The organism is Nocardia brasiliensis NBRC 14402 (genome assembly GCF_000308475.2).
Lineage (GTDB): Bacteria > Actinomycetota > Actinomycetes > Mycobacteriales > Mycobacteriaceae > Nocardia > Nocardia brasiliensis.
Genome location: NZ_BAFT02000112.1, coordinates 145,363 through 168,530 on the forward strand (window position 1 = coordinate 145,363; position 23,168 = coordinate 168,530).

At 69.4% G+C, this 23,168-nt stretch carries 14 protein-coding genes; 6 read left to right on the forward strand and 8 right to left on the reverse strand.

Going from position 1 to position 23,168, the window contains the following annotated elements; all coding sequences use genetic code 11:
• Positions 1–122 precede the first annotated feature (122 nt).
• The 6 genes from TY25_RS38980 to TY25_RS39005 form a co-directional block, all read right to left on the reverse strand.
• A complete protein-coding gene (locus TY25_RS38980) occupies positions 123–4,451 on the reverse strand; it encodes a non-ribosomal peptide synthetase (protein ID WP_042265125.1) in 4,329 nt (1,442 codons plus the stop codon).
• Positions 4,448–6,118: a condensation domain-containing protein gene (locus tag TY25_RS38985; protein WP_042265128.1), complete on the reverse strand. Its 1,671-nt coding sequence runs from the start codon at positions 6,116–6,118 to the stop codon at positions 4,448–4,450. The genes TY25_RS38980 and TY25_RS38985 overlap by 4 nt, the downstream gene beginning before the upstream one ends.
• 155 nt (positions 6,119–6,273) lie before the next feature.
• Positions 6,274–7,266, reverse strand: a complete 993-nt coding sequence (locus TY25_RS38990) for an ABC transporter substrate-binding protein (protein ID WP_042265131.1) — start codon at positions 7,264–7,266, stop codon at positions 6,274–6,276.
• Positions 7,267–7,308: 42 nt separating this feature from the next.
• Complete coding sequence (locus TY25_RS38995) at positions 7,309–11,478, reverse strand: non-ribosomal peptide synthetase (protein WP_042265134.1); 4,170 nt, start codon at positions 11,476–11,478, stop codon at positions 7,309–7,311.
• A gap of 73 nt (positions 11,479–11,551) precedes the next feature.
• Positions 11,552–12,505 (reverse strand): methionyl-tRNA formyltransferase, encoded by a 954-nt coding sequence (locus tag TY25_RS39000; protein WP_042265136.1) that lies wholly within the window; start codon positions 12,503–12,505, stop codon positions 11,552–11,554.
• A gap of 32 nt (positions 12,506–12,537) precedes the next feature.
• The gene (locus TY25_RS39005) at positions 12,538–13,845 is read right to left on the reverse strand and encodes a SidA/IucD/PvdA family monooxygenase (RefSeq protein WP_042265139.1); all 1,308 of its coding nucleotides are present in this window, start codon (positions 13,843–13,845) and stop codon (positions 12,538–12,540) included.
• Between the two features lie 220 nt (positions 13,846–14,065).
• Between TY25_RS39005 and TY25_RS39010 the strand changes: the two genes are divergently transcribed.
• The 3 genes from TY25_RS39010 to TY25_RS39020 all read left to right on the forward strand — a co-directional run bounded on the left by TY25_RS39010 (position 14,066) and on the right by TY25_RS39020 (position 16,874).
• Positions 14,066–14,506 carry an MTB12 C-terminal domain-containing protein gene (locus TY25_RS39010; RefSeq protein WP_236639179.1) on the forward strand — a complete coding sequence of 147 codons (441 nt, stop codon included), beginning with the start codon at positions 14,066–14,068 and terminating at the stop codon, positions 14,504–14,506.
• A gap of 102 nt (positions 14,507–14,608) precedes the next feature.
• Positions 14,609–15,316: a siderophore-interacting protein gene (locus tag TY25_RS39015; RefSeq protein ID WP_042265141.1), complete on the forward strand. Its 708-nt coding sequence runs from the start codon at positions 14,609–14,611 to the stop codon at positions 15,314–15,316.
• Between the two features lie 157 nt (positions 15,317–15,473).
• A complete protein-coding gene (locus TY25_RS39020) occupies positions 15,474–16,874 on the forward strand; it encodes an alpha/beta hydrolase family protein (RefSeq protein ID WP_042265143.1) in 1,401 nt (466 codons plus the stop codon).
• 11 nt (positions 16,875–16,885) lie between these two features.
• On the opposite strand, the gene TY25_RS39025 is transcribed toward TY25_RS39020, so the two are convergent.
• Together TY25_RS39025 and TY25_RS39030 are read right to left on the reverse strand one after the other, a co-directional pair.
• Positions 16,886–18,622, reverse strand: a complete 1,737-nt coding sequence (locus tag TY25_RS39025) for an ABC transporter ATP-binding protein (protein ID WP_042265146.1) — start codon at positions 18,620–18,622, stop codon at positions 16,886–16,888.
• Positions 18,619–20,466: an ABC transporter ATP-binding protein gene (locus TY25_RS39030; protein WP_088607042.1), complete on the reverse strand. Its 1,848-nt coding sequence runs from the start codon at positions 20,464–20,466 to the stop codon at positions 18,619–18,621. The genes TY25_RS39025 and TY25_RS39030 overlap by 4 nt, the downstream gene beginning before the upstream one ends.
• Before the next feature lie 189 nt (positions 20,467–20,655).
• Here TY25_RS39030 and TY25_RS39035 point away from each other — a divergent pair, with 189 nt between their 5' ends.
• The 3 genes from TY25_RS39035 (at position 20,656) to TY25_RS39045 (ending at position 23,040) form a co-directional block, all read left to right on the forward strand.
• Positions 20,656–21,102, forward strand: coding sequence for a TIGR03667 family PPOX class F420-dependent oxidoreductase (locus tag TY25_RS39035; RefSeq protein WP_081869381.1), 447 nt, complete (start codon positions 20,656–20,658; stop codon positions 21,100–21,102).
• Between the two features lie 57 nt (positions 21,103–21,159).
• Positions 21,160–22,089 (forward strand): RluA family pseudouridine synthase, encoded by a 930-nt coding sequence (locus tag TY25_RS39040; RefSeq protein ID WP_042265148.1) that lies wholly within the window; start codon positions 21,160–21,162, stop codon positions 22,087–22,089.
• Positions 22,090–22,296: 207 nt separating this feature from the next.
• Positions 22,297–23,040 carry a CPBP family intramembrane glutamic endopeptidase gene (locus tag TY25_RS39045; protein WP_042265150.1) on the forward strand — a complete coding sequence of 248 codons (744 nt, stop codon included), beginning with the start codon at positions 22,297–22,299 and terminating at the stop codon, positions 23,038–23,040.
• Positions 23,041–23,168 lie beyond the last annotated feature (128 nt).

Below are 23,168 nucleotides of genomic sequence, written 5' to 3' on the forward strand. Positions count from 1 at the left end.
CGCAGAGGCAAGCCTTGCCTAACCTCAAGGCATCGTAACCCACGAGGGGCGCCCAGAGGCAGAGTGTGGTTTGCCTAACCTATTTGCTATGTCTAGTCACCGGCACATAGCCGGTTACCGGCTCACCCAGTGGTGAGTTCGGTCAGTACCGCGGCCCAACGGTCGACCCGGACATCGGTGTCCGTTTCGTCCAGAACCGCCGAATTCACGTCGAATTGGGCGACCAGCGACGGCCTGCCGTCGCGCGGGACGACCGCCGTCATCACGTCGACCGTGAACCGCACCGGCAGATCCGGGTGACCCGCGATGCCGAACTCGGCGGTGAACTCCGCCAGCGGCGCGGGCGACCACGGTCCCGAACCGAAGCTCAGCACATCGAACCGGCCCAGATGGTTGAGCCGAAGCTGGCCGCGCGCGGCGAGCGTGCGCTCGTGCCACGGCAGCGGACCCGCACCCGGCGTCCAGCCGCGGAGTTCGGTCACCGGCACCAGGACCGTCTCCTCCACCGTGAACCACCCGACCTGGCGGGTGTCGTCTTCGGCGGGCCTGCCGTGCGACTCCCTGGTCAGCGCGACTCGGCCCGCGGCGTCGGCGCTGTCGGCGAAGGTGCGCGCGCAGGCCAGAATCAGCATGTCCTCCAACGGGATCCCGGTTTCGGCACACCGTGCGAGGAACCGCTCGGTGGGCTCGGGTCCGAGTTCGCGCACCCGCTGGATCACCTTGCCCGCACGGTCGCTGGCGGGATCGGAGAACCGGCCGCCGAGGGCGGTACCGAGAATCGGCAGCGGCGCGGTCGGCACCGAGCTCGGATCCGGTTCGCGGGGTTGCTCGTTCAGCGGGAGGTCGCCCTGTTCGAGTCGGCGCAGGTCGTCGACGAGGATCAACCAGGAGACCACGTCGACGGCGAGGTGATGGATGGACAGCAGCAGGCGGCGCCGGCCCGGCCCGCCGTCCAGCACGGTGGCGGAGAGCATACGGCCCGCCGCCGGATCGAGCCGGTCGACGGTCTCGGCCAGGCGCGCCGCGGGGTCCGCAGCGGTGTCGGTGACCACTGCCGAACATGTTGCCGCGTCGATGGATTCCTCGACGATCAGCACCGGGGTGTCGTGCGTTTCGGTGTCGAGGCGCGAACGCAGAGTCGGGTGCGCCGCGGCCAAAGCGTGCAGTCGTGCGACGACCAGTTCGACCGTCGCGTCGTCGGGCAGCATGATCACCTGACTCTGCGCGAGGTAGCGGTAGTCGCCGTTGGCGATGATCTCGTGCGCCAGCGCGGTGAGCGGCAGGACGGTGCCCGCGGGCGTGTGCGCGGCCTCGGCGACGTCGTCGCCCGCCGCGGTGTCCAGCTTGTTCGCGAGGTCGCGCAGATCCCCAGCGGCGACAACGTCTTTCGCGGTGACTCGGTATCCCGCGCCACGCAGCCGGGAGACCAGGTCGATGATGCCGATGCTGTCGATGCCCAGATCGGCCAGATTGTCCAGCACACCGACCGCCGCCGCGCGACCCTCACCCATCGCGGCGATCAGCCCGAGCAGGGTCCGCTCGGTCTCGGTAGCGGGCTCGGCCAGCACGGCATCGGTGACCGGTGCGTGCAGTAGCGCCGTCGCGGCGTGGACGTCGAGTTTGTCGTTGCGGTTCAACGGGATCTGTTCGACGTGCACGATCCGGGTCGGCACCAGGAACCGGGGCAGGCGCTGCGCGAGGGCGGCGCGGATCTCGGCAACGGACAGTTCGGCGACGACCAGGGCGCCCAGGCGAGTCCGGCCGTTCTCCACGAAAGCCAATGCGGCGGCGTGCGTTACGCCGTCGAGCTCGCGCAGCACAACGGTCGCCTCGTCGGGCTCGACCCGGTAACCGTTGATCTTGACCTGGCTGTCGATGCGGCCTTCGTAGACCACCGTGCCCGCGGCGGTCCGGCGCACAAGATCGCCGGTGCGGTAACGCCTTCCGCTCCTTCCGGCGACGAAGGCGGCCGCCGTGGTAGCCGGCCTGCCGAGATAGCCGAGCGCGAGTTGCGCACCGGAGAGGTACAACTCGCCGTGACCACCCGGCGGCACCGGACGCAGTCGATGGTCGAGCACCTCGGCCGACAGGTTGTCGAAGGTACGCCCGATCGTCGGCGCCGCGTGCTCGTGCACGTCGGCCATCAGGGCTTCCACCGTGGTCTCGGTCGGGCCGTAGAAGTTGATGACCCGGGTGGTCGGCAGGCGGCGCAGTCGCGTCCAGGTGTCCTGGCTGATCGCCTCGCCACCCAGCGCGAGCACCAGCAGCGGGCAGGACTCCCCTGCGGGCTGGGCCGGGCCGGAACGCGGGGTGAACAGGCCGGCCGCGATCAAACGGTTCAACATCGACGGCGAGGTGTCGAAGATGTCGATGCGCTGCTGCTCGATCGCCGCGACGATCTGCTCCGCGTCGGTGCGCACCTTGTCCTCGAGCAAGACGACCGTGTGCCCGCTGAGCAGCGCGACCGTCGGCTGCCAGGCGGCGTCGAAACCGGTCGACCAGCCGTGCCCGATCCGCAGCTGCCGTCCGGACTGCGCGGCGAGCGGCGCGAAGATCCGGCGCTCGTGGTTCGACCAGTGATTCAGCAGCGCACCGTGCGGGACCACCACCCCTTTCGGGCGGCCGGTGGTGCCGGAGGTGAACACCACATAGCAGGGCGCGTTCCGATCCTGCTGCGGCACCGGCACATTCGCCTCGACCGGGCCGGACGCACCGAGCACCCGCAGCACACCGCGGTCGTCCGGTACCGCGTGCACGAACTCACGTCCCTGCTCGCGGACCAGGCGCAAGGTGTCGGCCAGCGATTCGTCGCCGAGCACTACGCCGACGTTCGCCACCTCGAACATGTAGGCCAGCCGGTCCGCGGGCGTCGCGGGGTCCACGTGCACGCACAGCGCACCGGCGAGGCCGATCGCGAACGGCGCGTGCAACACCCGGCGATCGCGGGGCAGTACGACCGCTACCGCGGCGCCGGGCCGCACCCCAGCGGCGCGCAGGCTGGCGGCCAAAGTCTTTACAGCCGAACCGAATTCGGCGAAGGACTGCGCTCCGGCTGCGTCGACCACGGCTACCTGTGCAGCGGCCCGATCCGCGGCCGCGAGCAATGCCGCAGGCACCGAGGCGTACGGTGCCGGCGACTGCGGCGCGACGGCCAGCGCGGCGGGCTCGTCGGCGAGCAAAAGGTCGATATCGCAACCGCGCTCGACGTCGACCAGCCGCCGGATGACCGCGAGCACCCGGCGCGCCAGCTGATCCGGATCGAATCGGTCCACCAGGTCCGGGCGGATTTCGACGCGGGTGACGAGCCGCTGGTCCTCCAGCACCGGCACCACCGCGATCGGGTAGTGGCTGGGTGAATCGATCCGGCGCGGCCGCATCGTGGCGCCACCCGTCAACTGCATCGAGGTGGTGATCTCGCCGAGCGGAGTGTTCTCGAAGACCAGCAGCGTGTCGAAAAGCTGTCCCACTCCGGCGTGTTTGGTGATCTCGGCGATGCCCAGGTATTCGTGCGCCCGCAGCTGCGCCACGGTGCGTTGCAGCTCGGCACCGATCTGCGCGGGCGAGCGCTCGTCCATCCGCACCCGCACCGGAATGGTGGTGACGAGCGCACCGACCAGCCGATCGGCATGGGGCAGCGACGCGTCGCGCCCGGAGGTGGTCTGCCCGAACACCACGTCGTCGCGTCCGGTGAGGCCGGAAAGCACCCGGGCCCAGGCCATTTGGCACACGGTGTTCATGGTGATGCCGTGTGAGCGGGCCCAGTTGGCGACCAGTTCGGTTTCCGCGCGGTCGAATTCGGCGGTGCCGAGCACCGGGATGTCCCCCGGCGCGGGCGGCGCGAGCATCGGCATCGGCGACAGCCCGGCTAGCGCCTCGGTCCAGGCCGCGATGGAGGCCGCGGTATCGCGGCCGGCCAGCCAGGCCGCGTGCTCGCGCAGCGGCGGGGCGGGCGGCAGCGCCGATCCGCCGCCGTACAACGCGATCAGATCGGCGAAGATCAACGGGATGGACCAGCCGTCGACCACGATGTGGTGTGCGGTGCAGATCAATTCATAGGAGTGCTCGGCGACCCGCGCCACGGTCACCCGGAACAACGGGCCGTTGTCCAGGTCGATACGCACCCGGCCTTCGTCCCAATAGAGCTGCTGGGCGGCGGCTTCCGGGTCCGCAGCCGCGCGCAGATCCACCTCGCGCCAGCCGATCCGCCCGTCCGAGGTGATCACCAGCACCGGGTGCGGCAGGCCGTCGGTCAGTACAGCCGCACCCAGATGCGGATAACGTTGCAGCACTGCGTCGAACGCCGCCCGCAGACCGGGGAGATCGAGCAGGTCGTCGATCCGCGCGGCAAACGTCACCAGGTACGGGTCGACCTCTCCCGACATGGTGCTGACCGAATAGAGGCCGCGCTGCAGCGGTGACAGCGCGACGACGTCGAGGATCTCGGTGCTCACTTCGCGCCGAACTTCTTGCCGAGCGCCGCCAGCGCCGCGGGATCCAGGCCGGACGCGCTCATCGGCGCCGCGGCCGCCGGGGCGGGCGCCGCCGCGGCGGGCTCGCCCTCGGCCAGTTGCGTGGCGAGTTCGTGCACCGTCGGGAAGGCGAAAACGGTTTGCACGTCGAGCACGTAGCCCTGCTCGGCCAGGTCGGTGACCAGGCGCAGCGCGGCGATCGAGTCACCGCCGAGCGAGAAGAAGGTGTCCGCGCGGCCGACCTCGTCGTCCTCGTCGAGCTCGAGCACCTTCCGGATCGCCGCCGCGACAACGCGTTCGGCGTCGGTCTGCGGCGCGCCGCCGAGCCCGGGGCCGCCCGCGAGAGCATCGGGCGCACCCGGCTCGGCGAACAGTGCCGTGTCGATGGCCACGTCGGTGCCGTCGGCCCATGCCGCGCAACGGCTTTCGAGATGGGCGGCGAACTCGTCGAGGGCGCGGCGGCCCGACAGCGCCGGGAACTCGAGGGTGAGGGTGGCGCCGTCGGAGTCGACCGCGACGTCCACGACGAGGTCCACTCCGTGCGGGCGGGCGGTGCGCCGGTGCAGTTCGCGCACGGTGTATTCGGTCGTGCCGAGCGCGATCGGACCATCGGCCCGCACCCCGACGAGCACCTGGAAGAGCGCGCCGGTCACCACCGCGCCGGTGCCCTTCAGCTGATGGGTGAGCCGTTCGATCCTGGTCTGCGCGTGGGCACGGGCCTCGGTGGCGCAGGCCGCGGTCGCGTCGACGAGTTCCCGAGGGGTGCCCGTCCGCACCGAATCCAGCCGCAACACCAGCTGATTGGCGGTATTGCCGAGAACTGTGCCCTGCTGCGCGGGCTCCAGCACACCCACCGGCACATCGTCGCCGAGGCCCGCTTCGCTGAGCGCCCTGGCCACGAGCGCGGCAAAGACCACGGTCGCGTCGTGCTCGCCACGCAAGGAGTCGAACGCGGGCCGCGGAAGACGGAAGGACCGGCGCGGGCCCTCCGCACCGGGCTCGTCGTCGAGGATCGGGGTCGCGCGTTCGGGCAGATCCGCGAGGCGCGCCGTCCAGTAGGCCAGGTCCGGGTCGTCGGCGGCGGTGCTGCCCAGCGCTTTCAGCTGCGCCGCGACCAGGCTGCGGTACTGCGCCGCGGCGGGCTCGGCCTGGCCGTGCTCGTAGGCCGCGAAAAGCCCGGCCGCCAGCAGATCCACCGTGCGGTCGTCGGCGGCGACCGGATGCACCGTGATCGAAACGACAGCACGGCCCGGCAATGCATAGCGCCGCAGCCGGATCGGGAGATCGTGTACCAGGTCGAAGCGGTGCACCGCGTCCGAGCGCAGCGCGGAGTCCAGCGCGGCCTCCTCGAGGCGGACGGTCTCGACCACGGCGTCCGGCACGGCGACCACGCGCTGATAGGGCACGCGGCGGTCGTCGGGGAAGACCGTGCGCAGAATCTCGTGCTCGGCCAGCATCGCGATGGTCGCCTGCTCGAACGCCTCGTCGTCCAGATCGCCGGTGACCTCCAGCGCGACGAACAGATTCGCGGCGGCGGTGCGCCGCAGGCGTTCCGGCAGCAGCACGGCCTGCTGCGCGAGTGACAGCGGCGTGCCACGATCACCAGTGGTGGTGGCCCTGTTCGCGTTTCGCACCAGCGAATCTGACATGTTCGATCCTTCCGAGCACCGCAGCAACCACCTGGGAAACCGCCGCGGCCACTATCTACCGATCAACCAATCGGGGGTGGACAGCACGTAGCTACCCACCCCCGGATTAAAGTTAGCCTATCCTAAACCAGCTGTGGCCAGCGGACCAGCCGTGCCTACTTGCTCACAGCCGCGAACGTCGGATCCAACTTGTCCAGCACGAAAGGCACCGACAGCGGCGTCGGGGTATTGATCGCGCTGATCGTCGTCACGTCGACGAAGGCGATGCCGTTGCGCTGCACCGACGGCAACGCGTCGTAGCCGGGCAGCCGCTTGAACTTCTCCTCGAACGCGGGCAGTGCGCCGCAGACCAGCATGTCGGAGGTCAAGTCGCCCAACCGTTCCGGCGACAGCGCCAGGCGGCCGCCCGCGGGCGCCTCCTGCGCGATCTTCTCGGGAATCGACATGCCGAGCCGATTGAACAGCGTGGCCGAGCCGTCCTTCGGGTCGGCCAGCACCATCAACTGCGCGGAGCCGGTCAGCATGCAGGTGAGAAAGGTCTTGCCGCGCAAGCCCGGATACCGGTGCGCCACCCCGTCGATCCGCGCGTTGACGTCGGCGACCACCTTGTCCGCGTCGGCCTGCCGATGCAGCACCTTGCCGAGCGTCGCGAGCTGATCCGACCACTGGTCGACCTGCGCGTTGGGCGTCACCGGTCCGATGGTCGGCGCCAGCTTGGACAACTTCTCGTACATCGCCTTGTCGACCATGAACCCGGGCACCAGGATCAGGTCCGGTTCCAGCGCGGCGATCTGCTCCACCACGTCGGAACCCATGCTGAGCACCTTGGCCTCGTTCAGCGAATCCGGCACCCACGGCACCTTCGACTTGCTGCCCATCGAGACGTTGTCCGCGTAGCCGACCGGCGTCACGCCCAGCGCCAAAGTGGCGTCGAGCCACTGGTTGCCCAGCGTGACGATGCGCTTCGGCGTGCCGCTGACGGCGGTCTCCCCCAGCGAATGCGTGATCGTCACCGCACCGGACGCGTCGTCGCTCTTGTCGTCGGAACCACAGGCCGCGGAGGTCAGCAGCAGACCCACCGCGAGCACCGCGACAGCGCGGCCGACCATGCCGCGACCCCGTCCCGCCGTTCTTCGGCCCAGCTTCATTCCGTCACTCCTCAAGTCCGATCCTTGCTGCAGTAGGCAAGGCTAAGCAAACACCAGCCAACCATCGTCGGTCCAGGATGCACGATCGCCGGTGCGCACCAGCAACCCCGGTGCGAACGGGTCGGCCAGGAATGGCCCGGCCGCCGCGTCGCCCACCCGGCCCAGGGCCGCGCCGCCGATGAAGACCTCGCCGAGCACCCCGGGGCGCACCGGTCTACCGCGCTCGTCGAGCACCAGCACCCGTGCGCCGGGAATCGGGCGCACCCGCCCGGTGCCGTCCAGCGGTCCGCGCGCCACGGCGCCCACATACTCCGGCACCGCGTAGGCCACGGTGCCGGCCGAGCCCGGCGCCGCCGTCGCGAGCAACGCGGGAAGAGTTGGCGCAGTGTCTGTTCCGGTGAGATCCCAGCGACAGACCGTCGCGGCGGCCGCGGCGGGGACCTGTGCTATCCCGGCCGCGATGCCGACCTCGGTGACGACGTGAGTCACCGCGAATTCCGTGATCAGCGCCGCCAATTCGGCGGGATCGGACCATTGCGCCGGTGTGGCGACGATCAACTGCGCGCCATCGGCCAGGGCCGCGAACAGTTCGACCGCCGCACGCGCATCGATGCGGCGCACCGCGAGCAGCCGCACATCTCGTGCGCGGTAGGCCGGGTCGGCGTTTCGGCACCGCCGATCTGCCGCCACCGCACGGCGATCCGCGACCGCCACCGCCAGCGCCGCGGCGGGCGGCAGGACGCAGGTGTCCTCGCCTGACTCGGTCGCGGCATCGAGCAGCGTCGTGACCAAGCGCACCAGACGCTCGGCCGCGTCGTCGGCCGGCGCGAGTTCGTCAGGGCGACCGGCGGCCAAGCGGGCGAACAACTCGCCGTAGGTCAACGACTTTGTGCCGCAACGGATCGCAGGCCGGCTGCTGGGAAAGCTGTGGCCGCGGCGGATGACCTCGGCCAGGTCGGGCACATCGGCGAGGTCGACGCCGGTGGACCACTCGCCGAGCACCCGCTCGCGTTCGGCGGCGGTCAATTCCTCCGGCGCCGCAACGGGAGTCGCCTCGATGAGCGCGGCCAGCCCGGCCACCGTCGGATTGTCGAAGACCACCCGCACGTCGATCTCCACCCCGAATTCGGCACGCAGCCGCGGCACCAACCGGTTGGCCAGCAAGGAATGCCCGCCGAGGTCGAAGAACGAGTCATCGGCGCCGACCCGGTCCAGGCCGAAGATCTCCTGATACAGCTCGACGAGCCGAATCTCGGTGGCGGTGCCCGGTTCTCGATAGCCGTGCGCGATCCGGACCGGCTCCGGCAGCGCGTCACGATCGAGCTTGCCGTGCTTGGTCAGCGGGATCTCGTCGATCAGCATGAACGCCGCGGGCACCATGTACTCGGGCAGACTGGCGGCAGCCCGCGCCCGCACCTGCTCGAGGTCGAGGTCACCGGCGGCGGGCACCACGTAGGCCGCGAGCATGGTGCCGATCGAGCGGTCGGCCACCGCGACGACCGCACAGTGCCCGACGCCGGGATGCGCCGCGATGGTGGCCTCCACCTCGCCGAGTTCGATGCGGAACCCGCGCACCTTCACTTGGGCGTCGGCGCGGCCGACGAATTCGAGCACGCCGTCGGCTCCACGCCGGGCCAGATCGCCGGTCCGGTACAGCCGTGCGCCCGGCAGGAACGGATCGGCGACGAAACGGTCCGCCGTCGGCCCGGCCCGATGCAGATACCCACGCGCCAATTGCGCTCCCCCCAAATAGATTTCCCCGACGACGCCGTGCGGGACCAGCTGCAGTCGCTCGTCGAGCAGGTAGCAGTACACGTTGCGGTTCGGCACGCCGATCGGCACGATCCGGGTGCCCTGCGGACCGTCGACAGGCATATGCGTCGCGGAGACCACCGCCTCGGTCGGACCGTAGTGGTTGCGTAGTTCGGCGTCGAAGACCCCCGCGAAGCGATCGGCCACCTCGCCGAGCAACGCCTCGCCGCCGACCGGAACATGGCGCAGCGCACGCCATTCGCTCACTTCGGGCAGCAGCAGGAAGGTGCTCAGCGTCGACGGCACCATGTGCAGCACGGTGATACCGCAGCGGGTGATCAGGTCGGCGACGTACGGGATGTCGCGGAACGCGGCGGGCTTCGGAATCACCAGGCACGCACCGACAGTCAGCGTGACGAAGATATCCAGCAGCGACGCGTCGAAACTCACCGGCGAGGACTGCAACAGCCGGTCCTCGGCCGTCATCCCCCACTCCGCGCGGAAGCCGTCCAGGTGCTCGGCGATCGCGGCGTGCGAAACCGCCACGCCCTTGGGCTTTCCGGTCGAACCCGAGGTATAGATGAGGTAGGCGAGATTGCCGGGACGCAGCGGGCGGACCCGTTCGGGATCGGCCGGATCGTGCTCGGGCAACTCGACCGCGGACTCTTCCGCGGCCACCAGCTCGACCATGCCGAACACCAGCCGCGGGCGCGCGTCTCGGTAGAACTCCTCGATGCGCTCGTCCGGGTCGGCCGGATCGATCGGCAGGTACGCGCCACCGGCTTTGAGCACCGCCAGCACCGCGACCACGAACTCCACCGAATTGCCCAGGCGCAGCGCGACCGCGTCCTCGGGACCGATTCCCTGCCCGATCAGCCAGTGCGCCAATCGATTCGCGCGACGATTGAGCTGGTCGTAGGACAGTGCCACGTCGTCGGCACCGTCGTGGCGCGGCGCCAGCACCGCCGGTGCGCCGGGCGTGGCCGCGACGGCACGTTCGAACAGCGCGACCATCGTGGCCGGCGGGGTGTCCACCAGCACGCCGTGTGACTGCGCCAGCAACAGCGAACGATCCTGCGGGCCATACATATCCAGCTCGCCGACCTGGGCGCCCGGCGCGGTCAGCGCACTGCCGAGCAGCCGGACGTAGTGCGTGAGCAATTGCTCGACCAGCCCGTGTTCGACCTCGTCGGCCCAGTACTCGGCCTCGAGGTGGACACCGTGCACGTCGAACACGGCCGTGACCCGCAGTGGCACCTGGGGCACCGAGCGGCCGAGGTCCACCCCGGTGGCGATGATGCCGTCGAACTCGAATCCGCGGGGCGCCTCACGCACGCCGAAACCGACCCGTACCAACTGTTCCAGGCCGTCCCGGCCGTTGCCGCGGTCCGGGTTGATCTCGCGGATCACCCGATCGATACCGACTTCCTGGTGCGCGAATGCCGCGGCACAGGTGTCCCGTACGCCCGCGGCGAACTCCGCGAAGGTGTCGCCCGGCCGGACCGCCGCACGCAGCAGCACCGTGTTGCCGAAGTACCCGATCACCGAGACCGCGGACGCGTCCCGGGTGGAGACGGGCACCGAGACGAGGAAATCCGTTGCCGCCGTGTAACGGTGGATGAGCGCGTGGAACGCGGCGAGCGCCACCGCGAACGGCGTCGAGTCGTGTTCACCCGCGAACGCGTATACCCGCGCGAGCAGCTCGGGCGGCACCGCGAGCACGCTGCGCCCCGTCCGGCGGTTCTCGGTATCCGCGACGATCGGCTTGCCCGGCAGCTCGAGCGGCTCGGGGAGCGGACGCAGTGTGCGGCGCCAGTAGTCGACCGCCGCGTCGTCGGGCGTGCTGGGCGCCTCGCCGAGCACGGCGACATCCACGAACTGGGCGCCCGGGCCGGCGAGCGGCTCGATGCCGTTGTACGCCGCGTTCAGTTCGGCGCGCAGCACGCTCCACGAGTCGTCGTCCCAGCAGATGGTGTGCGCGACCAGGATGAAGACGAACTCCTCGGCACCTGTGCGCACCAGGGTGCAGCGCAGCGGCGCCTCGGCGGCCAGATCGAAGGGACGGCCGAATTCGCGGCGCGCCAGCACTTCCGAGCGCCGGGCCCGACTCGGTTCGGCCAGCTCCGACAGGTCGTGTTCCTGCCAGGACGGTGACACGTCCGGCCGTACGATCTGGAACGGTTCGCCGTCGGCCGCCAAACCGTACGTGGTGTGCAGAATGTCGTGCCGCGCGACGACCGCGCTCACCGCGGCCCGTAACCGGGGCACGGCCAACGGACCGGTCAAGCGGTACGCGACACAGATATTGAGGGTGGTGTCCGCGGGATCGCGGGTCTGCAGGAACCAGGCGCGGCGCTGGGCGGCCGACAGCGGATACCGCGCACCTTCGCTGATTTCGTGCGACAGCCGATCGGATCGACTGTCCCGCAGGCGGTTCGGGGTATTGGCAATGGTCGACATGATTCCTTCACCCCCCGGTTGAGCGTCGCTTCCCGGCTCGCGGTCCGAGCCGCGAGCACCCCCTACCCAACCGTCAGCCGGCGACCGGCTCCGGCGTAGCGGTGAGATAGCCGCCGCGCCTGAAGAATTCGGCGCCGTCGTGCTCCACGCCGTCGGCCGTGCGCACCCGGGTCAGCACCAGTCCGCGATTGCGGCCGCGCACCGGATCCGGGCCGCACACCACGGCGCCGCCGCCCTCCTGCACGATGACGCGCCCCGCGGTGCCGCCGTAGCAGGCCGCCGACACCGACGCCGAGAGCACCTCGATCCGTTCGCCCCGGTAGTAGGCGAACGCCCGCGGGTACGGCTCGGAGAGGGCGCGCACGAAACGCTCCAGATCGACTGCGCTCCACTGCCAATCGATCTGGCTGTCCCGGTCGGAACGCTTGTGGAAGTAGGTCCGTTCGGCCTTGTTCTGCGGACGCCAGACGGCGGTACCGGACTCGAGCAGGTGCAGGGCCTCGTGCACCGCGCCCGGGATGAGTTCCATGCCGGCGAGCACGAGTTCGGTCCCGGTGGCATCCGGCGGAATCGGCAGCGAGCGCTGCACCAGGATGTCGCCGGTGTCCAGCTGCTCGTCCATCCGGTGCACGGTGAGCCCGAACTCCGACTCACCACTGATCAGCGCCCACAGCACGGGCGAGAACCCGGTGAACTTGGGCAGCAGCGAATCGTGCAGATTGAGCGTCCCGTGCGGCGGAAGGGCGTAAAGCTCGGCGGGCATCCAGGTGTACCAGCTGTTCACCACGATGACATCGGGTTCGGCCCGCTTGACCAGATCGATCGTCGCGGCATCGGCGCGCTCGGTCAGATGCACCGGAACGCCGTGCTCGCGGGCGAGTTCCTCGACCGAATCCGACCAGATCGCTTTATAGGACTGCGCACTGGCCGGGTGGGTCACCGCGAGCACCACCTCGTGCTCCGAATCGAGCAGCGCCTGCAGGGTTTTGCGGCCCCAGGTCTGGAAGCCGAACGACACGATGCGCATGAACCGAACCTCATTCTCGAAAATAAGTAAGGCTAGCCTAGCCTATTGGTTGCCCGCTGTGTTGCCGCCTGCGGTATCGCCGCGGATCGGGCGGGCGCCGAGGCGAGCACGCGATCGGACAATTCGCCGAGGCAGCTGAGGTTCGGGAATCCCGGGCCCTGCGCGAGGCCCGCGAGATTGGGCAGGTAGAGCTTGGTATCGAGCCCGGAGATCGCCAGATCATGACCGATCGAGGCCTCGATTCGCGCCTGCGTGATCGGTCCGCCGATGGCCAATTCGACCAGATCCGCGGCGTCCGAATCGAACAACTCGAGAAACCACAGAGGTTGCCCGCCGGTTGCGTCGACGACGAGATCGAAGGTGTGCACCTGATCCGGACGCAGATCGTTGCGCAGGGTGAGCGCGACCCCCTCCCCCTGCTCGGCCACCCGCATCACCCGCCCCTGCAGGTGATGAACCCGGCTGTCGCCCAACAGGTTCTCCTGCACGCGCACCGAGAAGACACCACGATCCGTGCGCCGCACGACATCCCGGCGCTCCTGAATGCTCAGCGCCCGCCACTTCGCCGGGTCGCTGTAGAGCGAGTTCTCGAAGTAACTTTCGCCACGGGTATAGATGGTGGCCGCCGGTGAGATCACCGACACCGTGAGCACGTCGTGGCGCACCAGCTCGTCCATCGCCGAGCCCGCGGTCTCGCCGCCGCCGATCACCGCGGCCCGCGACGAGGCCGGCAGCCTGCGCTTACCCGCGAGATCCCAGAAGTCCGCGATGCTCAGCACTTTCGGATGATCGGCCAGGGCCCGGCGCGAATGCCCGGGGCCGGTGATCATCAAGCGGTCCGCGTCGATCTCACTGACCGCACCGTCCGCGTCGGTCACGGAGACCGTCCAGCCGTCGGCGGCCGCGGAGATCTTGCGGACCGAACCGAGCACCAGTTCCAGCTCGGTCTTGCGGGCCACCCACTGCAGATACTTGGCCCAGACGTGGTGGTGCGGACTGGGTCGCCCGCGGTCCACCCATTCGGCGTAGGTGCCGCGTTCGACCAGGAACGAGGTCCAGCTGAACGCCATCATCGCCTCGTTGATCGCGTGGTTGTGGCCACGCGCCCAGGTGGAGTGATACGGGAAGCCCACATCCTTCTCCGGACTGGTGCCGAGCCGGTGCTGACCGTCGGTCCAGCCGCCGCTGGGCAACCAGTTGCCGCCCACCGCATGCGATTCCACGACGATGACCTGGGGTGCGGGCAGATCCAACGCACGAAGCACATGCGCTTTCGCCGCAACAGCCATCGCCTTCGGACCAGCGCCGACCACGAGAAGTCTGTCCACCGGTGCTCCCATCTGTGATTCCAGCCACCTCGCAGCTATCGGATCGGGCCGTCAGCTGCGATGACGTCGAGGCGGCCAGTCGACCGCACGACGTCGGGCGGGTGGCCCGCCCTAATATGCATAGGCTTACCTTATATTTATGGGCAGTGCCAGCACTGTGGCGAAGAACCCAGGCGCAGCACCACCACGCCCCAAAGGAATGGAAACGCACATGATCAAGCGCAATGCCCGCGTGGCTACCGCAGCAATCGCCCTCACCGCCGCCGCTCTCGGCGCCTTCGGCACGGTGGCCGCCGCCGCTCCCGCGACCGCAGCGCCGTCCATCGTGCGCACCGCCGCGCCGTCGGCGGGCGAGCTCCAGTCCAAGCTCTCGCTCGTGTTGAACTCCGGCGCTTCGCGTTCCGCGCGCGCGGCCGAGCTCGAGGGCGGCGAGGCCGACCTCGCGGTGATCGAGCGGGTCGGCGGCGTCATGGGCAGCGTGCCCGGCCTGACCTGGGCGGTGCAGAACGCGAATGCCGCGGGCGACACCCTCAACGCCGACCTCATGGTGACCGTGCCCGGCTACGGCACCTTCCCGCCGATCCAGATCGCCTGGCGGCAGATCGACGGCGCCTGGAAGCTGACCAGCGAGTCCGTCGACACCATCGCGTACTACGCCGGACAGCAGCGCTGATCTCGTAGCGCCGCAACGACATCGGGCTCCGTGCCGCGCGCGGGGCCCGATGTGCCCGCCCACCACGAGACTTTCGACTTTACTTAGGCTAGCCTTAGCCGCATGGGTAAAGGAGCCAATGGTCTCATCCTGAAGGCGTGGCGGGCGGACGACTATCGCTTCCGGGTCACCTCGACCGAGAGCATCACGGACAAATACCAGCGCATCGGCTTCACCGCCGGCGGCCTGCTGGCGAACCACCCCGTGCACCCCACGCAGTGGGTCAGGCTGTGGATCCCCGACGCCGAGAGCGACAAGCTGCACCAGCGCGGCTACACCCTGGTCGATCAAGATCCCGAGAACGACCACTTCTACATCGAATTCGCGCTGCACAGCGGTCCGGCCAGCGCCTGGGCACAGCGCGCCGCGGTCGGCGACGAGATCGAGGCCTGCGTGCTCGGCTCGAATTTCCGGCTGCCCGAGGCGACACCGAGCGAATACCTCGTCTTCGGCGACACCGCCTCGCTGCCCGCGATCAACTCGCTGCTCGACGCGATCGGCGACACCCCGGCCCGGGTCTGGCTGGAATGGCAGTACGAATCCGACACCACCCTGCCGGTGCGCAACAAGCCGCACCACCAGGTCACCTGGGTGCAGCGCATCGACGACGGCCGCCTGCTGCGCGAACAGGCGCACGAGATGTCGTGCGCGAAGGACGCGTTCGGCTGGGTCACCTGCGACGGTCACACCACGCGGTCCATCGTCAAGACGCTCAAGACCACCCACCAGCTGCCCAAGACGGCGATCAAGTCGCAGGCCTACTGGAAGTAGCACACCGCTCCGCCGTCCGGCGGGGTTCGGTTCATCCCACGGGATGACTCGATAGCGACCTGCTGTAGACGCGCGATGACCTGCCTGTCGGCCAAGCTGGGACCCGGATGCACGACCGGTCCCGCGGGACCGGCAACGGAGCGGGAGGTCACCTGTCATGTCGATGCTGGACGCGTTGCTCGCCGTCGCGGCGTTCGCGTTCGCGGTGACGGCGATCGCCGCCCCGCACCTCGCCCGCCGGATCGCTCCCTTCGCGCTGCCCGTCCTGCTGGCCGGGGGTGTGGTCCAGTGGCTGCTCGAAGGGTTCTACTGGCAGTTCGCACCCACGTACCTACTGGTGGGCGCCGCCGCCGGACTCGTTGCCCGGCAGGCGTTCCGGCGTGCGGACCGGCCGGAAACCCGATGGGCGATCGTCGCGCGCGTCGCGGTCGGACTTCTCGTGGTACCCGCGATGGCCGCCTGGGCGCTGCTGCCGGTGCCCGACCTGCCGCGGCCGAGCGGGCAGTATGGCGTGGGCACCGAGATCTTCCGCTGGGTCGATCCGGATCGGCCGGAGCCGAGTTCGGACGTGCCCGCCGACCGGCGCAATGTCGTGGTGCAGGCGTGGTATCCGGCCGATCCCGATGCGGCGGGCCGACCTTCGGCCTATCTCGACGGTCACGGCAGGCTCCCCGACCGGATCTCCGTGCTGCCCAGCGCGCTGCTGCGCGGCTACGACCGGATCGAGACCCATGGCACGCTCGAAGTGCCGGTCAGTCCGAAACGGGACCGCTGGCCGGTGGTGCTGTTCTCGCCGGGATACAGTGCGCCACGCGCCTTTTACACCGGGCTGCTCGCCGACCTGGCCAGTCGTGGCTTCGTCGTGCTGGCCGTCGACCATCCGTACGAATCCGCGGTAACCGAACTCGCCGACGGCACCCTCGCGACCCCGCGCGAACGCTTTCTCGACCACGATCCGGACCAAACCCGGTACATGACCGGGCAACTCGACGTCCGCACCGCCGATCTGCGCTTCGTGGTCGATCAGCTGAGCAAGCCCGAACGCCTGGGACTGCGGCTGGGGGCGCACCTCGACACCGAACACGTTGCGGCCATAGGCCATTCGTTCGGCGGCGCGGCCGCGGCCGCGGCGGTGGCGCACGACCCCCGGATCAAAGCGGGATCGAACATCGACGGCACGCTGTACGGCACGCTCCCCGAACAGGCACTGGCCAAGCCGTTCCTGCTGCTGGAGAGCGATCACGAGGAGACCGGGCACAGCGTCGAGTATCTGGTCGGCAATCGGTGCCTGCTCGAACGGTTGCGGGCCGGCGGCTATCGCTACGAGATCGGGCAGGCGAATCACTACAGCTTCACCGACGTGCCGCGTTTCCTCGCCGACCCGGCCCGATTCCTGATGGCCCAGCTGATGGGCGGCTCCCGCGGGCCGCGCGAAACACAGCGCGCGACCAACGACATCCTCACCGCGTTCCTGCAGGCGCCACTCGGACTCGGCCAGGGCGATGTCGGGGCGGCCGCGGCCCACTACCGCAACATTCACGGCGGGCCGGTGCGGTAAGGCGACCCGGCTCAGACCGTGACCGGCTCCAGTCGCCATCCGGCGGCACGGGACCGCTCGTTCCAGAAGTCGGCGTAGCGCCCGTCCGCCGCCAAAAGCTCGGCGTGCGTGCCCCGTTCGACGATCCGGCCGCCGTCGAGGAACAGGATCTGATCGGCGTGCGCGATGGTCGCCAGCCGATGCGCGACCACGATCACGGTCTTGTCCTTGGTGAGCTGATGGATCCCGCGCACCACGACCGCCTCGCTGTGCGGATCGAGCGCGCTGGTCGCCTCGTCGAGCAGTACGATCGGCGCATCCTTGAGCAGCGCGCGAGCGATCGAAACCCGTTGCCGCTCACCGCCGGACAGCGCGACACCGCCTTCGCCGACCGCGGCGTCGAGCCCGTCGGGCAGCCGCTGCACGATCTCGTCGACCCGGGCCGCCTGCGCCGCTGCCCAGACCTGCGCATCGGTGGCCTCCGGCTTGCCGATCCGAATGTTGTCCGCCACCGAACGATTGAAGAGATAGACGTTCTGGAAGACCAGCGACAGCTGATCCAGCAGCGTCTCCGAGGGCTGCTCCCGCACATCGTGCTCGCCGACGACCACCCGGCCCGCGTCGACATCGTAGAAACGAGCCGCGAGCCGCAGCAGCGTCGTCTTGCCCGCGCCACTCGGGCCGACGATCGCCGTCGTCGTGCCCGCGGGCACGCTGAACGTCAGGTCGGCGACCACCGGTTCGCCGGGGCGGTAACCGAAGCTCACGTTGTCGAACACCACCGCGGGCGCGCCCGGCGTGATCGCCGACTTCGCCTCCGGCAGTACGGGTTCGGTGAGCAGCCCGGTGACCCGGCCGACCGCGCCCGCGGCCGCGCGCAGTCCGTTCGCCAGCTGCGCGGCCTGGTTCAACGGCTCGATGAACCGCGCGCTGACCGCGATCAGGGCGATCGCGGCGGCGGCCGAGACCGCGCCGTCGGTGAACCGGCTGATCACCACGTAGGCCAGTACCAGGAACACCGCCTGCACGAACAGCGCGAACACGATCAGGCCGGGCACCGCGGTGAACACCATCCGGGTGATCGCCGAACGTTGCTGGTGCAGTGCGGAATCGAGCGCCCGGTTGCCCGCGCCGACGGCGCCGAACGCCCGCAGCACCGGCTGGGCCTGCGCGAATTCGACCACCCGCGCGTCCGCCTCGGCGGCCGCGGCATGCACTCGCTCATCGGATTTGGTGTAGGCCCGGTTCGCCAAGCTGTTCACCACGAACAGCACAGGCGCCGCCAGCAGCATCGCCAGCGAGATCCGCCAGTCGATGAACAGCATGCCCACCGCGACGCCGAGCGGAACGATGACGCTGTTGAGCACCTTGGCGAGCAGATACGCGACGGCGCCCTGGATTTCCCGCACGTTCTCCACGGCGATCCGGGATAGCTTTCCGGCATTGGCGGTTTCGAACCAGCCGAGCGGCAACGCGTTCAGCTGATCGCCGATGCGGGTCTGCACCTTCAGCTGCATGCCGACCGCGATCCGCAGGCCCAGCACGGCCTGGAGATAACCGAAGATCGCGACGCTCGCGACCGCCGCGATCATCAGCAACGCCCAGAACCAGGCCCGGCCGAGGTCGCGATCGAACAACGCCTCGAGCACCGGCACCAGTAGCAGATATGCGACCGCCTGGCTCAACGCCTGCGCGGTGATCGCCGCGAACAATTTCGGTGTCAGCGGGGCGAACTCGTCGGGGACGAGCCCGAGCAACTTGCGGATCATCGCGCCGCCTCCTTCTCGATGAGGGAGACGGCGCCGAGCGCCGCCTCGTTGATTTCCCATAGGCGCTGGTAGGTGCCGCCGGCCTGGTACAGGCTCTGATGGTCGCCCTGCTCGACGATGGATCCGTTCTCCAGCACCAGGATTCGGTCCACGCCGGTGATGGTGTGCAACCGGTGCGCGATGACGAGCACGGTCCGGCCCGCGACGAGCACGGCGAGCGCGTCCTGCACCGCGGCCTCGGATTCCGGGTCGGCGAAGGCGGTCGCCTCGTCGAGCACCAGCACCGGACTGTCCGCGAGCAGCGCGCGGGCGATCGAGAGTCGTTGCGCCTCACCGCCGGACAGGCTGGCGTCGACCCCGATCTCGGAGTCGTAGCCGCGCGGCAGCGCCAGGATCCGGTCGTGGATCTGCGCCGCCCGAGCGGCGCGCTCCAGGGCCGCGTCGTCGGCGTCCTGATCGGCCAACCGCAGGTTCTCCCGGATCGTGCCGCGGATCAGCCGCACGTCCTGGAAGACGAATCCGACGGTGCGATACAGCTCTTCGGTCGAGTAGTCGCGAATATCTCGACCCCCGATGGTGATTCGGCCCGAGTCGACGTCGTAGAAGCGCGGCACCAGTTTGCCGAGCGTCGATTTACCCGAGCCGCTCGGGCCGACCAACGCGGTGATGGTGCCCGGCCGCAGTTCGAGGTCGAGATCGCGCAATACCTGGTGGTCGCTGCGGTAGCCGAAGCCGACCGCCTCGAACCGGACCACGCCTTGCGCTGCATCGCCCGCCGGTGCGGCGCCCGTCCCGGTCACCAGTTCGGGCGTCTGCTGCAGTTCGTGCAGGCGCAGTGCCGCCGCGCCCGCGGCGCGCAACGCCTGGCCGCCGTAGCCGAGGCCGAGCAGCGAACTGCCGAGCCCCAGGCCGACCAGCAGGAAAGGCAGCACGTCGAGCGGGGCGAACCAGTCGAGCCCGACGCCCGCCAATCCGGCGACCACGATGAGCACCATCACGAACACCGGGGCGAGCGTGATGTCGGAGGCGGACTGCAACCGGATCATCGGCGTCTTCCACCGATCGAGGCTGCGGGCCTGCCCGTCCGCCGCCGCCTGGAATTCGCTGTGCGCCTTGCCCGCTTGACCGAACGCGCGCACCACCTGGATGCCGTCGACGAACTCGACGGTCGCCTCCTGAACGCGGCGCTCCCACCGGTTGTAGACGGCCAGCCGATCCCTGCTGTCCTGATCCATCATCTTGCTGAGCGAGATCGCGTAGGCCACCAAGGGAATCAGCAGCACGAGGGTGAGCCGCCAGTCGACGGTCACCAGGTAGCCGAGGGTCACCAGCGGCACGATCAGCGCGCCGACGAACTCCAGCCGCGCGTGCGCGACCAGATAGTGCAGTGCTTCGACATCGTCCTGGAGATACTTCTTCACCTCGCTGGAGGTGCGCTCGCCGAACCAGCCGAGCGGCACCCTGGTCAGCTTGGCCGCGAGCGCCCGCCGGACGGTGAGCTGGTAGCCGGCGTCCACCAGATGCGACCAGGTGAGCGCGACCGCCTGCAGCAGTCCGCGCGCCAGCAGCACGAGCATCGCCAGCCACACCAGGCGCCACACCCGATCGGTGTCGACCTCGGCGACGAGCAGCTCCCGACAGGCTTCGACGATCAGCACGAACGGCACGACGGTGCACACCGAGGCGACCGCCATGATCAGGCTCGCCAGCGTGAGCGTGCGCCGGACCGGGGCAAGGATTTCCTTGCGCGCCTGCGCCTCCTGCTTCTTGCGTGCCTTCTGTACCGCTCGGGGCGGTCGGTTCCCCGTCTCCGCCGCAGGCAGCGGCGCGACCTCCACCGTCATATCTCTTCGCCTCTCGACCATCATCAGATGTCTCGCCCGGAATCGGACTCATCCAAACACAGAACGATCCGAGAAGATAGGCTAGCCTAAGTTGGCTGCTCTCCGACCATCCGGGACCCGCGGGACGCGGCTCGGCGATCGTCTCGGGGTCCGCGGAATCCCCCCGAGCGGGCCGGCGTTGTGCCACCTATGACCACAACGGCCTCCGGCTCCACCCCGGTCCTCGACCCCGGCACCGACTTCGGCGCGCGGGTGGCCGAGCGCCTCGGCACCGAACAGGTGATCTGGCTGACCACCGTCGGCGCCACCGGCACCCCGCAACCCAATCCCGTCTGGTTCCAGTGGCGCAACGACGAATTCCTGCTGTTCAGCAAGCCCGACCAGGCCAAGCTGCGCAACCTCGTGCGCAACCCGCGGGTCGCGCTGCACCTCAACAGCACCCCGCACGGCGGCGACGTCGTCGTGTTCACCGGCACGGCCAGGATCGACGAAAACGCGCCGTCCGCAGCGGAAGTCGCCGCCTTCACCACGAAATACCGTGACGGACTGGCCGACCTCTCGATGAGCGCCGAACAGTTCTACGCCGAATATTCGGCCGTCGTGCGCATCCGGCCGGATCGGCTGCGCGGTTTCTGAGCCGCGCGCACGGTCCGCCGCAACCGGGAAAACCGGCGGCGACTAGGGTCGATGCCGATGAGAAGGCGGCAACAACCGCCGTTGCCCAAGCGGCACGGCCTCGACCCGGCCCGGCTCCGGCTGCCGGAGGACGGCGACTGGGCGACGATTCGCGACCACCTCGTGCAGCGACTCCCCCGCGTGGACCCGGCCCGCATCGATGAGTTGCTGCGCGACGGCGGGATCGTCGACCTCACCGGTCCGATCGCCCCGGACGCGCCATACGTACCCGGCGGGGCGGTGTGGTTCCACCGCGACCTTCCGGTCGAGACGGACGTGCCGTTCGAGATCACCGTCGTGCACCGCGACGACGCACTGCTGGTGGTGGACAAGCCGCACTTCCTCGCGACTATCCCGCGCGGTCAGCACATCCTGCAGACGGCCCTGGTGCGGCTGCGCCGAGACCTGGAGCTGCCCGATCTGATTCCGGCGCACCGGCTGGATCGGGTCACCGCGGGACTGGTGTTGTTCATCATCGATCCGGCGCGGCGCGGGGCATATCAAACGATGTTCCACAAGCGCACGGTCCTGAAGGAGTACGAAGCGATCGCGCCGTACGATCCCGCGCTCGCCCTGCCCCGGGTCGTGCGCAGCCGGATCGTGAAAGAAAAGCATGTCCTTGCCGCGCAGGAGGTCGCGGGCGAGCCGAACGCCGAGACCGCGATCGAGTTGATCGAGCATCGCGACGGGCTCGGCCGTTACCGGCTCCGGCCGCGCACCGGGCGCACCCATCAACTCCGGCTGCATATGAACAGCCTCGGCATCCCGATCCTCGGCGACGATTTCTATCCGATGCTCACCGGCAAACCGGTCGACGACTTCACCCGCCCGTTGCAGTTGCTCGCCGCGACACTGGAATTCACCGATCCGATCAGCCGCGCGCCGCGCCGTTTCGAGACCACTCGCACGCTGCAGGCCTGGACCGATCCGGCCGGGTGGGCCGGCTGACCCACTGACGGTCAGCCGGCCCGGACGTCCGGCGCGGTGGCTCGAGCCGCGCCGGGCGTGGCCCACTCAATTGAAACGAGTTCTAGTCAGAGTAGCTCGCGAATGGCGGCGGCACACCGAGACCGGTGGATCGGGCGAATTCGGGTAGACCGACCACAAATGACCGATCGATCAGCACCCCCGGCGACCATCCGTACACTAGGCGGGATGCTCGCACCGGAACTCGCGGACGAGGCCCCGCCCCGCCACAAACTGCACGCCTATCTCGATGTGGCGGTCGTGGTCCTCGCGCTGGCGGGCACCAATCTCATCGCCCACTTCACCACCGCCTGGGCGAGCATCGTGACCGTGCCCGTCGCCGCCGTGGTTCTGCTGGCGCTGATGCGCAGGCGGGGCATGCACTGGCACGAGCTGGGGCTTTCGCCGCGGCAATGGAAGCGCGGGACGCTCTACGCGCTCGGTGCGGTAGGCGTGGTGCTCGCCGCTGTCGCCATCGGCGCATTACTGCCCATCACCCGCCCGTTCTTTCTGGCCGATCGCTACGCCACCATCTCCGGCGCGCTGATCGCCTCGATGATCGTTATTCCGCTCCAGACGGTGATCCCCGAGGAACTGGCCTTCCGCGGGGTACTGCACGGCACGCTCGACCGGGTCTACGGCGTGCGCGGCGTGTTCGCGGCCGGTTCACTGCTGTTCGGACTGTGGCATATCGCCTCCTCGCTCGGACTCACCAGCAGCAATCGCGGCCTGGCCGGGTTCGTCGGCGGAGGCGTGGCCGGGCAGATCGCCGGCATTCTGCTCGCCGTCCTCGCCACCGCGGCGGCGGGCGTCGTCTTCACCTGGCTGCGCCGCCGCAGCGGCAGCCTGCTCGCCCCGATCGCGCTGCACTGGTCGGTCAACGGCGCGGGCGCACTCGCCGCCGCCATCGTGTGGCACACCACCCTCAGCTGAGCGTTTCCCCGCGCCGAATTCCGCCATCCCTCAGCGGAATTCCCCGCCTATCGCGCCGTCCGAACACCGGCGTGTTGCCCGAACCGGTGTGTCGGAAGTGAAAGGGTGTTTACCGGGACGTTCGGCGG